12 protein-coding genes are annotated in these 14,333 nt (G+C 65.0%); 5 read left to right on the plus strand and 7 right to left on the minus strand.

Annotation, left to right across the window (positions count from 1 at the left end; translation table 11 throughout):
* Positions 1-52 precede the first annotated feature (52 nt).
* Genes ACE3P9_RS07385 through ACE3P9_RS07395 form a run of 3 tightly spaced genes read right to left on the minus strand, consistent with a single transcriptional unit; the run spans position 53 to position 6,089 of the window.
* Positions 53-1,504: an efflux transporter outer membrane subunit gene (locus ACE3P9_RS07385; protein ID WP_374492922.1), complete on the minus strand. Its 1,452-nt coding sequence runs from the start codon at positions 1,502-1,504 to the stop codon at positions 53-55.
* Positions 1,497-4,793, minus strand: a complete 3,297-nt coding sequence (locus ACE3P9_RS07390) for an efflux RND transporter permease subunit (RefSeq protein ID WP_374492923.1) — start codon at positions 4,791-4,793, stop codon at positions 1,497-1,499. The genes ACE3P9_RS07385 and ACE3P9_RS07390 overlap by 8 nt, the downstream gene beginning before the upstream one ends.
* A 12-nt stretch (positions 4,794-4,805) precedes the next feature.
* The gene (locus tag ACE3P9_RS07395) at positions 4,806-6,089 is read right to left on the minus strand and encodes an efflux RND transporter periplasmic adaptor subunit (protein WP_374492927.1); all 1,284 of its coding nucleotides are present in this window, start codon (positions 6,087-6,089) and stop codon (positions 4,806-4,808) included.
* Positions 6,090-6,510: 421 nt separating this feature from the next.
* Between ACE3P9_RS07395 and ACE3P9_RS07400 the strand changes: the two genes are divergently transcribed.
* The 3 genes from ACE3P9_RS07400 to panC all read left to right on the plus strand — a co-directional run bounded on the left by ACE3P9_RS07400 (position 6,511) and on the right by panC (position 9,123).
* Positions 6,511-7,194: a TetR family transcriptional regulator gene (locus ACE3P9_RS07400; protein WP_374492928.1), complete on the plus strand. Its 684-nt coding sequence runs from the start codon at positions 6,511-6,513 to the stop codon at positions 7,192-7,194.
* Between the two features lie 121 nt (positions 7,195-7,315).
* Entirely contained in the window at positions 7,316-8,107 is a 792-nt protein-coding gene (gene panB / locus ACE3P9_RS07405; protein ID WP_374492930.1) for a 3-methyl-2-oxobutanoate hydroxymethyltransferase, read from the plus strand.
* Between the two features lie 164 nt (positions 8,108-8,271).
* Positions 8,272-9,123 (plus strand): pantoate--beta-alanine ligase, encoded by an 852-nt coding sequence (panC, locus tag ACE3P9_RS07410; RefSeq protein ID WP_374492931.1) that lies wholly within the window; start codon positions 8,272-8,274, stop codon positions 9,121-9,123.
* A 96-nt stretch (positions 9,124-9,219) separates the two neighbouring features.
* Here panC and ACE3P9_RS07415 read toward each other — a convergent pair whose 3' ends face one another.
* From ACE3P9_RS07415 to ACE3P9_RS07425, 3 genes are all read right to left on the minus strand, one after another.
* On the minus strand, positions 9,220-9,378 hold the full coding sequence (locus tag ACE3P9_RS07415) for a hypothetical protein (protein ID WP_374492933.1): 159 nt from the start codon (positions 9,376-9,378) through the stop codon (positions 9,220-9,222).
* A gap of 228 nt (positions 9,379-9,606) precedes the next feature.
* On the minus strand, positions 9,607-10,254 hold the full coding sequence (locus ACE3P9_RS07420) for a CoA transferase subunit B (RefSeq protein ID WP_374492935.1): 648 nt from the start codon (positions 10,252-10,254) through the stop codon (positions 9,607-9,609).
* 11 nt (positions 10,255-10,265) lie between these two features.
* On the minus strand, positions 10,266-10,967 hold the full coding sequence (locus ACE3P9_RS07425; RefSeq protein ID WP_374492937.1) for a CoA transferase subunit A: 702 nt from the start codon (positions 10,965-10,967) through the stop codon (positions 10,266-10,268).
* A 129-nt stretch (positions 10,968-11,096) separates the two neighbouring features.
* Between ACE3P9_RS07425 and ACE3P9_RS07430 the strand changes: the two genes are divergently transcribed.
* Positions 11,097-11,696, plus strand: coding sequence for a LuxR C-terminal-related transcriptional regulator (locus ACE3P9_RS07430; protein WP_374492939.1), 600 nt, complete (start codon positions 11,097-11,099; stop codon positions 11,694-11,696).
* Between the two features lie 82 nt (positions 11,697-11,778).
* Here ACE3P9_RS07430 and ACE3P9_RS07435 read toward each other — a convergent pair whose 3' ends face one another.
* Positions 11,779-12,291 (minus strand): acyl-CoA thioesterase, encoded by a 513-nt coding sequence (locus ACE3P9_RS07435; RefSeq protein WP_374492940.1) that lies wholly within the window; start codon positions 12,289-12,291, stop codon positions 11,779-11,781.
* Positions 12,292-12,603: 312 nt separating this feature from the next.
* Between ACE3P9_RS07435 and ACE3P9_RS07440 the strand changes: the two genes are divergently transcribed.
* Positions 12,604-14,298, plus strand: coding sequence for an FAD-dependent oxidoreductase (locus ACE3P9_RS07440; protein ID WP_374492942.1), 1,695 nt, complete (start codon positions 12,604-12,606; stop codon positions 14,296-14,298).
* The last annotated feature ends 35 nt before the right edge of the window (positions 14,299-14,333 follow it).

Raw genomic sequence — 14,333 nt, forward strand, 5'->3', positions numbered from 1 at the left:
TTCCGCACTGCCCGGGCGGGCATTCCCGCTCCAGGGGGCTTGTGCCTCCACCTCAGCCGTGCGGCTGGGTGGCTGCGGCCGGTGTGACATCCACGAGCCCGCCGCCCAGCACCTTGTAGAGGTCGATCTGGTTGTTGAGCAGGAGCTGGCGGGTCTGGACGAGGCTGAGCTCGCTGGAATAGCTCGAACGCTGGGCATCGAGCAGGTCGAGAGAGCTGGCAATGCCGTTGTCGTAGCGCATCTGCACCAGCCGCAGGCGTTCCGACTGGGCGTCGAAGCTGCGCTGCTGCGAGGCGAGCTGGTCGGCCAGGGTCTGCTGCGCGATGAGGTCATCGGCCACTTCGCGGAAGGCGGACTGGATGGATTTCTCGTAGCTGGCCACGGCGATGTTCTTGCGGGCCTTGGCCAGGTCGAGGTTGGCCTGATTGCGTCCGAAGTTGAACAGGGGCAGGCTGATGCTGGGGCCGAAGCTCCAGGCCATGTCGGGGCCACTGAAAAGGTTGTGGAACGACGAGCTCAGGCTGCCATAGCTGCCGGTGAGGCTGATGCTCGGGAAGAAGGCGGCCCGCGCGGCACCGATGTTGGCGTTGGCGGCCTTGAGGGTGGCTTCGGCCTCGCGGATGTCGGGGCGGCGCAGCAGCACGTCCGACGAGAGCCCCGCAGGCAGCCGACTGATGGCCACCTGCTTGCCCAGCGGCAGTCCGGCGGGCAGATGGGCCGGCAGAGGCTGGCCGACGAGCAGAACCAGCGCGTTGTGGGCCTGCTCGCGCAGGCGGGTCTGGGCTGCGTAGTCGGACTGGGCCGCCTCGATCTGGGTCTCGTCCTGCCGCAGGTCCACGGCCGAGATGACTCCGGCATTGAAGCGCAGCTTGGTGAGGCGGTAGTCCTTCTCGCGCGAGGTCAGGGTCTTGCGGGCAATGTCCATGGACTCCTGCGCCGCCAGCTGCGTGACGTAGGCGGTGGCCACAGAGGCGATGAGGCTGATCTGGGCACTGTCGCGGGCCTCGCGGGTGCCCAGGTAGGTCTGCAGCGCAGCTGCGGTGAGGCTGCGCACGCGGCCGAAGAAGTCCAGTTCGAAGGCCGAGAAGCCCACGTTGGCCGTGTAGACATCGCCCGTGACAGGCTGTCCGGTGCTGGTGGCCGCAGCCGACGTGCGCGAACGCGTGGCGCTGCCGCCGGCATTGACCGAAGGCAGCAGGTCGGCGCGCTGCACGCCGTACTGGGCACGGGCGGCCTCGATGTTGAGCGCGGCCACGCGCAGGTCGCGGTTGTTGTCGAGTGCGAGGCGAATGAGCTCGCGCAGGCGTGGATCGGCAAAGTACTGCTGCCAGCCGATGTCGGCGGCAGCAGGCAGGCGGGTGTCGTTGTCAGGAGCGTGCTGCCAGCTCGCCGGCACTGGGCTGGCCGGGCGCTCATAGGTGGGAGCGAGCGAGCAGCCGGCCAGCGCCGTGCTGGCTGCAGCCAGGGCGACCAGCGTGCGCGCGGGGAATCGAATGTCAGTCATGATGGGTGTCTCCCTTGGGAGCGGAGCCCTGGTCTGGACGGGGGGAGGTGCCTGCACCACGATGCAGGGCGCTGCGGTCCTCCTCGGAAAGTCCGGATTCGGCCTCGGCAAGATAGCGGTCTGCACTGGCGGCATTGACCCCGGCATGGGCGGCGTGCTCGGCGTACATGTTGGATTCATGCGCAGTGGGTGGGAAGAGCGTGCGCACCGCCGCATAGAACAGCGGCACGAAGAACACGGCAAACGAGGTGCCGATCAGCATGCCCCAGAGCACGCTGGTCCCGATGGCACGCTGGCTCGCCGAGCTGGCACCGAAGGCGAAGTACAGCGGCACCACGCCCAGAATGAAGGCCAGCGAGGTCATGAGAATCGGGCGGAAGCGCAGATGCGCAGCAGCCAGCGCCGATTCGAGTGCGCTCTTGCCCGAAGCCTGCAGGTCCTTGGCGAATTCCACGATCAGAATGGCGTTCTTGGCCGACAGCCCGATCACGGTGATGAGACCGACCTGGAAGTACACGTCGTTGGCCATGCCGCGTCCCCAGGTGCCGAGCACCACCCCCAGGAAGCCCAGGGGCACGACCAGCATCACGGCCACAGGAATGGACCAGCTCTCGTACAGCGCAGCCAGACACAGGAACACGGCCAGAATCGAGAACGAATACAGGATGCCGGACTGGTTGCCCGCCTGCTTTTCTTCCTTGGACAGGCCGGTCCACTCGAAGCCGAAGCCGTCGGGCAGCTTGGCTGCCATCTGTTCCATGGCCTTCATGGCGTCGCCCGTGCTGTAGCCCGGGGCGGCATTGCCGGTGATGGACATGGCGGGATAGCCGTTGTAGCGCACGGTCTGCATCGGGCCGGTGACCCAGCTGGCCTTCATGAACGTGGACAGCGGAATGGCCACGCCCTGGGTGTTGTTGACCGTGAGGCGCATCAGGTCTTCGGGCTGCATGCGGTCCTTGGCGTCGGCCTGCACGATCACGCGCTGCAGACGGCCCTGATTGGGGAAGTCGTTGACGTAGGTCGAGCCGAGTGCGGTGGACAGCACAGCGGCAATGCTGCCGAAGCTCACCCCCTGGGCGCTGGCGGCGTCGCGGTCGATGTCCAGCTTGAGCTGGGGGGCATCTTCCATGCCGTCGGGACGCACACCGGTGATGGCCTTGTTCTGCGAGGCCATGCCCAGCAGCTGATTGCGGGCCGCGAGCAGTGCCGCATGGCCCTTGCCTGCACGGTCCTGCAGCCGGAAGCTGAAGCCGGAGCTGGTGCCCAGTTCAGGGATGGATGGCGGCGAGAGCGCAAAGACGAAGCCGTCGCGCACCTGCTGCATCATCGCGCCGGTGATGCGCCCGGCCAGGGAGTTGGCATCCGAGCCCTTGGCCTCGCGGTCTGCCCAGGGCTTGAGCGTGATGAAGCCCAGCCCCATGTTCTGCCCCTGCCCGGAGAAGCTGAAGCCCGACACGGTCACCATATCCTGCACCTCGCGCTGATGCAGCGTGAACTGCTCGATCTGCTCCAGCGTATGGATGGTGCGCTCCTTGGTCGCCTCGGGAGGCAGCTGCACGGTCACGAGCAGGTTGCCCTGGTCCTCGCTGGGCAGGAAGGAGCTCTGCAGCCGCAGCATCACGAACACGGCCACCGCCGCCAGCGCGACGTAGATCACGGCCATGCGTCCTCCACGGCGCAGCAGGCGGCCCACCCAGCCCTCGTAGGTGTGGGTGGCACTGGTGAACCGGCGGTTGAAACCGTTGAAGAAGCCCCCCAGGAACCCCTTCTTGTCATGCGGGTCGCCCTCGATGGGCTTGAGCAGCGTGCCGCACAGCGCCGGCGTGAGCGACAGCGCCAGGAAGGCCGAGAAGAAGATCGACACGGCCATCACCACCGAGAACTGGCGATAGATGTTGCCCGTAGACCCCGAGAAGAAGGCCATGGGGATGAACACCGAGATCAGCACCACGGTGATGCCGACCACCGCGCCCGAAATCTGCCCCATGGCCTTGCGGGCCGCCTGCAGGGGCGGGAGCTTTTCCTCGGCCATGATGCGCTCGACGTTCTCCACCACCACGATGGCGTCATCGACCACGATGCCGATCACCAGCACCATGGCGAACATGGACAGCACGTTGATCGACATGCCCAGCGGCAGCATGACCGCAAAGGCTCCCAGCAGGGCAATAGGCACCACGATGGTAGGAATCAGCGTATAGCGGATGTTCTGCAGGAACAGGAACATCACCAGGAACACCAGCACCACCGCCTCGATGAGGGTGTGCACCACCTTCTCGATGGAAATGCTGACGAAGGTCGAGCTGTCATACGGCACCTTCCAGCTCACATGGGCCGGGAAGTACGGCTGCAGCTGTGCCATCTTGGCCTTGACGGCCTTGGCCACCGCCAGGGCGTTGCCGGCAGTGGAGAGCTGCACCCCGATACCGACCGCAGGCTTGCCGTTGAGACGTGCGGAAGTGGCGTAGGTCTGCGACCCCAGCTCCACCCGCGCCACATCGTGCAGGCGCACGGTGGCCCCGCTCGTGTCGGCACGCAGCACGATGTTGCCGAACTGCTCCACCGTCTTGAGCTGGCCGGGCACCACAATGGTGGCCGTCATGGTCTGTCCGGACTGGTTGGGCAGATCGCCCAGACTGCCCGAAGACACCTGCACGTTCTGCGCCGTGATGGCCGCGCTCACGTCGGCCGGCGTCAGGTTGTAGCTCTGCAGCTTGGAGGCATCGAGCCAGATGCGCATGGCCCGTTCGGCACCGAACTGCGTCGCACCGCCCACGCCGTCGAGCCGCTGCAGCTCGGGCAGCACGTTGCGTGCCACGTAGTCGTTGATGTCGGCCACGTCGGTGTTCGGATCGTCCGAATACAGCATGACGAACATCAGGAAGTTGGAGCGGGCCTGCGACACCTGCACCCCCACCTGGCGCACCGCGCTCGGCAGACGGGATTCCACCCGCGCCAGCCGGTTCTGCACCATCACCTGCGCGATGTCCTTGTTGGTTTCGGGCGTGAAGGTCAGCGTGAGCGTGCCGGTGCCGTTCGACAGCGAGGTGGACTGCATGTAGTCGAGCCCGTCGATGCCGTTCATCTCGCGTTCGATGACCGACAGCACACTGTCGTCGATGGTCTGTGCATCGGCCCCTGCATAGGTGGCCTGCACGTTGATGGTGGGCGGCGCCACCTGCGGATACTGGCTGATGGGCAGCTTGGTGATGGACACCAGCCCCGCAATGATGATGAACAGCGCCACCACCCAGGCAAAGATGGGGCGGTCAATGAAGAATCTGGACATGGACAGGCTCCGTTACTTCGAGGCAGCGGGCACCGTGGAGGCCGCCCCCTTCACACCGCCGGCAGACGCTGCGGCAGCAGGAGCCGGAGCGGCCACGGGCGCACTGGCGGCCTGCTTGGGCGGCTGCCAGGGCTGGGGGGTGACCTTCTTGGCGCGCATCATCTGCACCACCGACATGCCGTCGACAATGACCTTGTCACCCGCCTTGAGTCCGCCCGTCACGACCCAGCTGTTGCCCTGGGCCTGTGCAACGGTCACCGGACGCGGCGCAAAGCTGCCGTCGGCATTCACCACCATGACGGTATCGCCCGTGGTCCCGCGCGTGACAGCCTGCTGCGGAATCAGCACGGCATGCTCGATGCGAGCCAGCTCCACCTGCACGCGCACGTACAGTCCCGGCAGCAGCACGTGCTGCGGATTGGGAATCTCGGCCTTGAGATTGACCTGTCCGGTGGTGGGGTCCACCGTGGCATCGATGAACAGCAGCCGCCCAGGCGTGCCGTAGATGCTGCCATCGTCGAGCACCACCTTCACGGGCGGATTGCCTCCGGCCGACTCGGCCGATCCGGAAGCAAGCGACTTGCGCAGCTTCATCAGGTCGCTGGCGCTCTGGGTGAAGTTGACCACCATGGGGTCCAGCTGCTGGATGGTGGCCAGCAGCGTCGAATCGGTCTGCCCCACCAGCGCGCCCTCGGTCACCTGAGCCTTGCCGATGCGACCACTGATGGGCGCCCGCACATAGCTGTACCCCAGATTGATCTGGGCCGTGCGCACGGCCGCCTGCCCCGACAGCACGTCGGCCCGAGCTGCACGTTCGTTGGCCTGGGCCGTCACGTATTCCTGCTTGCTGATGGCATTGGCCTCCACCAGCGGCTTGTAGCGGCGTGCCGTGTCGCTGGCCTGCGCCAGGCTGGCCTGCGCCTTGGCCAGCGAGGCCCGCGCGCTCTGCAGCGCCGCCTGCTGGGGTGCGTTGTCGATCTGGAAGAGGGAGACCCCCTCCTTCACATCGCTGCCTTCGCGGTACAGCCGACGCAGCACCACCCCGGCCGTACGGGCCCGCACCTGCGCCACCTTGTTGGCTTCCAGCCGGCCGGGCAGCTCGGTGGTGATGACCACCGTCCCGGGCTGCACGGTCAGCACCCCCACCACGGGAGCCATGGCCTTGGCCCCCTGGGCCCCCCCTGCTCCCGTCGCATCGCCCTTGTTGCCGCAGGCAGCCAGCGTGAGCGCCATGGACGCTGCCGCGAGCAGCGCAAGCGTGCGCACCGGGCACGCCGCCGAAGAAAACCTGGTCATGAAATCTCTCCCATCGGAATGTCTGAAAAAGCGCAGCCACACGACACGCCACACCCCATTGCACCACCACCCCCTGCCGCTGCACGAGGCTATGTCACATGCACAGGCATACATCTTGAAGGCTGGTTTGCAGATGCACACAAGAGGTTGCAAGGCCAGTTGTTACCAATCGCAAGCTCCGTGTGCCCCTGCCGACAGACGATGCCGCTCCCCCTGCACAGCGAATGCTGCGCTGCATGACTGCGCTATATACATTCGTGATTGTATGTATAAAATGCATCACCCTTGTGGACCGCAGGGGTATTGTGTTCGTCGGCACGCTGCCGCAGCCGCCTCGCTCCCACCGCCCCCCCATGCTCCGGTTGCACCCTTCGCAGCGCTTGTCCTCCCGTTCTCCTTTCTTTCCTTCCCTGCCCATCCCGTGAAACGCACCCGAGAAGAAGCCCTCCAGACCCGCCATGCCCTGCTCGACGCTGCCACGGTGGTGTTCCATCAGCGCGGGGTGGCCCGGGCCTCGCTCGAAGAAATCGCCCGCACGGCCGGACTGAGCCGAGGCGCCGTCTACTGGCACTTCCGCAACAAGGAAGACCTTTTCGAGGCGCTCTGCCAGCGGCACTTTGCCGTGATGCAGGAAGACATGAGCCGCGCCATGGACCACGGCAACCCGCAGGCCTGGCCTGAATTCCTCCAGCTGTGCATCAACTTCCAGCTGCGTCTGGTGCAGGATCCCGATGCCCGCCGCTTCTACACCGTGCTGCACCTGCAGTGCGAGGAAACCCCGGACAACGCGGCCATCACCCGCATCCTGCGCCACCACAAGTCCCTGTGGCACCAGCAGCTGCTCTCGGCCCTCGCCATCGGCCAGCGCCACCACTACCTGCCGGCCGAGCTCGACATCGATGCCGCCTGCACCCTGTTCATGTGCACGCTTTTCGGCATCGCCAACCAGTGGCTGGCCGACCCCGGCAGTTTCGACATGGCCGAATGTGCTCCCCGCTACGTGCACTCCTGCATCCACATGCTCAGCCACAGCCCCTGGCTGATGCGCGCCCCCCTGCCAGCACCGATCCCCGAATCCGCCCTGCCGCCCGCCACAACCCCCTGAACCGCGCCCTGCGACGCCTCTGGCCTACAATCCGCTCATCGATTCACGAACCGACGGACGCCTGCGCGACCCGTGTCGTTACGCAGCGCCCTTTCCAGAGGCACGCACAGGAGAGAAACGGATGAAAGTCACGGTATCCACCCTGCAGAAGATGAAGGCCGAGCAGCAGAAGATTGCCATGCTCACCTGCTACGACAGCAGCTTTGCCGCACTGCTCGCACAGGCCCAGGTCGACGTCCTGCTGGTGGGAGATTCGCTGGGCATGGTCATGCAGGGTCAGACCTCGACCCTGCCGGTCACCCTGGAAGACATGGCCTACCACACCCGCTGCGTGGCACGCGGAGCCGGGGATGCGCTGGTGCTCACCGACCTCTCCTTCGGCTCCTATCAGCAAAGCCGCGAACAGGCCTTTGCCAGCGCCGCCCAGCTCATGCAGGCCGGAGCCGAAATGGTCAAGCTCGAAGGCGGCAGCTTCATGGCCGATACCGTGCGCTTTCTCGTCGAGCGGGGCATCCCCGTGTGCGGCCATCTGGGCCTCACCCCACAGGCCGTGCACACGCTCGGCGGCTACAAGGTGCAGGGCAAGACAGACCTGCAGGCAGCCCAGCTCATGCAGGACGCCATGGCCATTGCCGACACCGGTGCCCAGATGCTCGTGCTCGAAATGGTTCCGGCCACCCTGGCGGCCGAAGTCACCCGTCGCATCGGCATCCCCACCATCGGCATCGGCGCTGGAGTCGCCACCGACGGTCAGGTGCTGGTGCTGCACGACATGCTCAACGTGTACCCGGGTCGCAAGGCACGCTTCGTCAAGAACTTCATGCAGGATGCAGGCACCATCCAGCAGGCCGTGGGCGACTACGTCCAGCAGGTCCGTGCAGGCACCTTCCCGGGCCCCGAGCACAGCTACTGAACACGACGCTGCCGCGTCTGCCCCCTGCCCCGCGCAGCTGCGGGGCAGTGCGTGCGCCATATGCACTTCCACAGGCGCACTGCAACGCTCCATATCCTTCCATTCCCGCCAGAGAGGCTGTGCGATGGCACAGCGCTCCCTGCTCCCTCTTTCCCCTGAACACCATGCAGATCCTTACTTCCATTGCCGAACTGCGCGCCTGGCGCAAGACTGCCGGGCATGTGGCCCTGGTCCCCACCATGGGCAACCTGCACGAAGGCCACATCACCCTGTGCCGCACGGCCCTGGCCCACACAGCCCCGCTCGGTGGCCAGACCATCGCCTCCATCTTCGTCAACCCGATCCAGTTCGGCCCCAACGAAGACCTCGACAAATACCCGCGCACCTTCGAAGCCGATTGTGAAAAGCTGCAGGCTGCCGGCGTCCATGCCGTTTTCCACCCCTCGGTGGACACCATGTACCCGTATGGCGAGCAGACGTATTTCGTCGAGCCGCCCGAGCTGCAGAACCGCCTCTGTGGCGAATTCAGGCCTGGGCACTTCCGCGGTGTGGCCACAGTGGTGACCAAGCTCTTCAACCTCGTGCAGCCCGATACCGCCGTCTTCGGCAAGAAGGACTACCAGCAGCTCAAGGTGCTCGAAGGCATGGTGCAGCAGCTCAACATGCCCATCACCATCCTCGGACAGGAAATCGCCCGTGCTCCCGATGGGCTGGCACTCTCCTCGCGCAACGGCTATCTCGGCGCCGCCGAGCGGGCCGAGGCACCGCGCCTGCAGCAGGAGCTCCAGACCATTCGCTCCGCCATAGCGTCCGGCGTCCGCGACTACGAAGCCCTGTGCGCCCAGGCCCGCGATCGCCTGGCAGCGCATGGCTGGCGCACCGACTACCTGCTGGTCGCCAACCAGCGCGACCTGCGCCCGGCCACTGCCGCAGACCGTGCGCTCGCGGTGCTGGTGGCCTCCTGGCTCGGCACCACCCGGCTGATCGACAACATAGAGATCACCCTCGCCGCCTGACCCCCTGCACGCACAGCCCTGTCAGACCCCCATCCCCATAAAAAAACCGGCCTCAGAGCCGGTTTTTTATGGCCAGCGGTTGCGCAGAACCGTGCATCAGCCCTGATGGGCACGCTTGCCGGGGTTCTTCTTGCTGCGGATGTGGGAGCCACGCTCCTTGCTCAGACGCTGGCCACCGTTGGCCTTGATGCGGGGGGCGCCGGGCAGGGGCTTGGTGGCTTTGCGGTCGGCTTCGGTAACGATCTTGTTGCCCATGGTGGGGACTCCTGTGTTGGGTGAAAGAGGATGGATTATGGGAAAACCTGCAATGTTAGCGCATGCAGGGCCCCCGCGTTTCGCCGATTGCCCACTCAAGGGGGCAAACACCGTCCGAAAGCCCTCTCCAGCACACGGAGTGTGGCATCCGCACGGCGCCAGAGCAGAAGACCGCGACTCCGGCGCGATCTCCGGTCGCCATCCTGCAAGGCAGTCGATGGGACAGTATCAGGCCTGCGGCAGCAGCGGCACGCCTGTCTTGGCCTGCACCTCGTCAAAGCTCACGCCATCGGCCAGCTCGGCCACCCGCAGGCCTTCGGGAGTGACGTCGAACACCCCCAGGTCGGTGATGATGCGGTCAACCACCTTCACCCCTGTGAGCGGCAGGGTGCACTGCTGCAGGATCTTGAGGTCGGTGGTGCCGTCCTTCTTGCGGGCCACATGCTCCATGAGCACGATCACGCGCGGAACGCCGGCCACCAGATCCATGGCGCCGCCCATGCCCTTGATCATCTTGCCCGGAATCATCCAGTTGGCCAGATCGCCCTCGGCCGACACCTGCATGGCGCCCAGAATGCTGAGATTGATCTTGCCGCCCCGGATCATGGCAAAGCTCTGGTCGCTGCCGAAGATGCTGCTGCCCTTGAGCGTGGTCACCGTCTGCTTGCCGGCATTGATGAGGTCGGCATCGACCTCGTCGTCATACGGGAAGGGGCCTATGCCCAGCATGCCGTTCTCGCTTTGCAGCCACACCTCGACATGATCGGGCACATGATTGGCGACCAGCGTGGGAATGCCGATGCCGAGATTCACATAGAAACCGTCCTGCAGTTCCTGGGCCGCACGCGCGGCCATCTGATCCTGGGTCCATGCCATGATGCGTCTCCTTACTTGCGGTCGCGGATGGTGCGTTTTTCGATGAGCTTCTGGGGTTGGGAGTTGACCACGATGCGGTGCACATAAATGCCCGGCAGGTGAATGTCGTCCGGCGCCAGTTCGCCCGTGGCCACCAGCCGCTCGACCTCCACGATGCAGATGCGGCCCGCCGTGGCGGCCGCAGGGTTGAAGTTGCGCGCGGTCAGGTGAAAGCGCAGGTTGCCCGCCATGTCGGCCACATCGGCCTTCACAAGCGACACATCCGGAAAGAGCGATTCCTCCATCACATAGGTTTCCCCCCGGAATTCGCGCAGCTCCTTGCCCTCCGCCACGATGGTGCCCACGCCGGTCTTGGTGAAGAAGGCTGGAATGCCCGCCCCGCCGGCCCGCAGCTTTTCGGCCAGCGTGCCCTGGGGAGTGAATTCGAGCTCCAGCTCACCGGCAAGGTACTGGCGCTCGAATTCCTTGTTCTCTCCCACATAGCTGGAGATCATCTTCCGGATCTGGCGTGTCTCGAGCAGCTTGCCCAGCCCCACGCCGTCGATGCCCGCATTGTTCGAGGCCACGGTCAGATCGCGCACGCCGCTGTCGCGCAGCGCATCGATGAGCGCCTCTGGAATGCCGCACAGGCCAAACCCACCCACCGCGATGAGCTGACCATCCTGCACCACGCCTTCCAGCGCGGCAGCCGCATTGGGATATACCTTGTTCACTGTCACCTCCTGGAAAAACCCGGAAAAATCCTGGAGCATCCGCACTCCCGGGACGGGACTCTCTCCGTCCTGCTCCGCGCATCATGCAGGAATGACGATACTACGTATCCGACTACGTAGGATTGCGTAATGGACATTCCCGATCCCATCCCCGCCGTGCCGGCTCCGCTGCCCGATGACTACCGGTGGGCCTTCGACCTCGCCCCCATCGGCCTCATCGTGTCACGGCACCGCATCATCGTGGCCTGCAATCAGCAGGTCTGTTCCCTGTTCGGCACCACGCCGGACGTGCTGCTCGGGCAGAGCTTTGCCCTGCTCTACCCCAGTGTGGACGAGTTCCACCGCATGGGCGAACGCATCTTCCAGCCCCTGGTGCAGCGCGGCAGCTACCAGGACGAGCGCGTCATGCGGCGGGTGGGCGGCCGCTTTGCCGGCCAGGTGTTCTGGTGCCGCGTCTCGGGCCGCGCACTCGACCGCGCACACCCTCATGCAGCGGGGGTGTGGAGCTTCGAGGAGCTCGACACCCACCGTCCCATCGGAGTGGAGCTCACTCCGCGCGAACGCGAGGTGGCCAGCCAGCTCCTGGTCGGACGCACATCGAAGGAAATTGCCCGCCATCTGGGACTGAGCCCCCGCACGGTCGAAGTACATCGCGCCCACCTCATGCGCAAATACGACACCACGACCACCGCCGCCCTGGTACAGAAGCTGCTTGCCGGGGCTCCCTGAACTCCTGCCGCTGCGCTGCGGATGCGTGGTTCCGGCCTTGATTGCCGCCCATGCCATGCCCCGCTCCGCGCGACTCGACGCCTCAGTCTGGCTGCACGGGCAGCGGATCGCTGCCCTGAACCTGCTGCTGGATCTGCTGCTGCATGGCCATGCGCTCACGCGCCCGGGCGATGCCCTCGTCCATGAGCGCACGCACCCACGGCGGCAGAGGCACGGCGCGCGACGCCGCAAAGTCGACCCACACGATCGTGGCGCCCCCATCGGCCACGATCTGGCCCGGCTGGTCTGCACGCTCAATCGTCATCCACACATCACAGGAACTGCGTCCCGGATGGCTGAGATACTGGGTAATGACCAGATTGGCGGGATATTCGAGCTGTCGGTAGAAATTGCAGAAGGCATTGACCACCACGGGCCCCTTGCCGTCGGCCACCATCGTACGCCCCCCCTGGGTGAGCCACTCGACGCGGGCCTGCTCGAAATACCGGAAATACACGGTGTTGTTGACGTGGCCAAAGGCATCCATGTCTCCCCAGCGCACTGGCATGCGCATGCGGTGGATTTCGTACTTTTCGGTGGGCAGCGGCAATTTCATGGGGGTTCTCCTTCTGCGGGAAATGAGGGGCGCAAACTGCGACAGGCCCGGATTTTCTGGATCGCGACGAGGCCGGAATGGGCATCAGGATGGTATTTGTCCCTACAATTACGAAGGAAACTGGCTGTAACCTCGCGTAAACAGACGCCCGGGATCTGCATGCCATTCGATTTTGCCCCAGAGACTGCCTATCCGCTCTCGGCAAACGCACAGAAATCGCACGACCGTTCTTTTTTGTGACACACTCAATGTGCCGCTTTCTGAATACGGAATCCTGCGCACCATCAATTTGATCAATCTGCTGGAGACAACATGACCCCTCAGGAAATTCTCGAACAGTTCGGCCCGCGTGAATCCATGGACTATGACGTGGTCATCGTGGGCGGCGGCCCTGCCGGCCTGTCGACCGCCATCCGCCTCAAGCAGCGCGCAGCCGAACATGGCCAGGACGTGTCGGTCGTCGTGCTCGAAAAGGGTTCCGAGCCCGGCGCCCACATCCTTTCCGGTGCCACTTTCGATCCCCAGGCGCTGCATGAGCTCTTCCCCGACTGGGAAGAACGTGGTGCCCCCGTGCAGCAGCATGTGACCCGCGACGTGTTCCTCATGCTCAAGGAAAACGGCAAGGCCACGTCCGTGCCGCACTTCATGCTGCCCAAGTGCTTCCAGAACCACGGCAACTACATCATCAGCCTGGCCGACCTCACCCGCTGGCTGGCCCAGCAGGCCGAGGCCCTGGGTGTGGAAATCTTCCCCGGCTTCCCTGCCACCGAGGTGCTGTTCAATGACGATGGCTCCGTCAAGGGCGTGGCCACCGGCAACATGGGCATCGGCAAGAACGGCGAGCCGACCGACCACTTCCAGCTCGGCATGGAACTGCATGCCAAATACACCGTCTTCGCCGAAGGCTGCCGCGGCCAGCTGGGCAAGCAGCTCATCTCCCACTTCAAGCTCGACGAAGGCAAGGATCCGCAGGCCTACGGCATCGGCATCAAGGAGCTGTGGCAGATCGACCCCTCCCGCCACGAGCCGGGCCTGGTGCTGCACAGTGCCGGCTGGCCGCTGGATGCAGACACCTATGGCGGCTCCTTCATGTACCACTGGGGCGAAAACATGGTGAGCATCGGCTTCGTCGTGGGGCTGGACTACCAGAACCCGTGGCTGAGCCCGTTCGAGGAATTCCAGCGTTTCAAGACCCATCCCAACATCAAGTGGTACTTCACCGACAAGGACGGCAATGTCAACGCCAAGCGCATCGGCTACGGCGCACGTGCCCTCACCGCCGGTGGTCTGCTGAGCCTGCCCAAGACCGTGTTCCCGGGTGGGGTGCTGGTGGGTGACGATGCCGGCTACCTCAACGCCAGCCGCATCAAGGGCAGCCATGCCGCCATCAAGACCGGCATGCTGGCCGCCGACGCCGCCTACGATGCCATCGTGGCCGGCCGCCATTCCGACGAGCTGACCGCCTACCCCGATGCCTTCCAGGCCAGCTGGCTCTACGACGAGCTCAACAAGGCCCGCAACTTCAAGTACTGGTTCCACAAGGGCCGCGACATGGGCACCATCATGACCGGCATCGAGCAGAAGCTGCTCGGCGGCAACATGCCCTGGACCATGCACCGCAAGACCCCCGACTACGCCAAGCTCAAGCCAGCGGCAGAGTGCGCGCGCATCGAGTACCCCAAGCCCGACGGCAAGCTGACCTTCGACCGCCTGAGCAGTGTGTTCATCGCCAACGTCAGCCACGAGGAAAACCAGCCTTCGCACCTGACGCTCAAGGATTCCACCGTGCCGGTCAAGGTGAACCTGGCCAAGTACGCCGGCCCCGAAAGCCGTTACTGTCCGGCTGCCGTCTATGAGTTCGTGAAGAACGAGGACGGTTCCGACCGCCTGCAAATCAATGCCGCCAACTGCGTGCACTGCAAGACCTGCGACATCAAGGATCCCACGCAGAACATCGTCTGGGTGGCTCCCGAAGGCGGCGGCGGCCCCAACTACGGCAGCATGTAAGCCCGCTGCCGCACCTCTCGTGCACGATCCAGGCC

It is taken from the genome of Allobrachymonas sp. (genome assembly GCF_041912815.1).
Taxonomy (GTDB): domain Bacteria; phylum Pseudomonadota; class Gammaproteobacteria; order Burkholderiales; family Burkholderiaceae_C; genus Brachymonas.

Excerpts from the sequence above, each read along its gene's own strand:
- ACE3P9_RS07385 (WP_374492922.1), bottom strand. The coding sequence starts at position 1,504 with ATGACTGACATTCGATTCCCCGCGCGCACGCTGGTCGCCCTGGCTGCA.
- ACE3P9_RS07390 (WP_374492923.1), bottom strand. The coding sequence starts at position 4,793 with ATGTCCAGATTCTTCATTGACCGCCCCATCTTTGCCTGGGTGGTGGCG.
- ACE3P9_RS07395 (WP_374492927.1), bottom strand. The coding sequence starts at position 6,089 with ATGACCAGGTTTTCTTCGGCGGCGTGCCCGGTGCGCACGCTTGCGCTG.
- panB (WP_374492930.1), top strand. The coding sequence starts at position 7,316 with ATGAAAGTCACGGTATCCACCCTGCAGAAGATGAAGGCCGAGCAGCAG.
- panC (WP_374492931.1), top strand. The coding sequence starts at position 8,272 with ATGCAGATCCTTACTTCCATTGCCGAACTGCGCGCCTGGCGCAAGACT.
- ACE3P9_RS07415 (WP_374492933.1), bottom strand. The coding sequence starts at position 9,378 with ATGGGCAACAAGATCGTTACCGAAGCCGACCGCAAAGCCACCAAGCCC.
- ACE3P9_RS07420 (WP_374492935.1), bottom strand. The coding sequence starts at position 10,254 with ATGGCATGGACCCAGGATCAGATGGCCGCGCGTGCGGCCCAGGAACTG.
- ACE3P9_RS07430 (WP_374492939.1), top strand. The coding sequence starts at position 11,097 with ATGGACATTCCCGATCCCATCCCCGCCGTGCCGGCTCCGCTGCCCGAT.
- ACE3P9_RS07435 (WP_374492940.1), bottom strand. The coding sequence starts at position 12,291 with ATGAAATTGCCGCTGCCCACCGAAAAGTACGAAATCCACCGCATGCGC.
- ACE3P9_RS07440 (WP_374492942.1), top strand. The coding sequence starts at position 12,604 with ATGACCCCTCAGGAAATTCTCGAACAGTTCGGCCCGCGTGAATCCATG.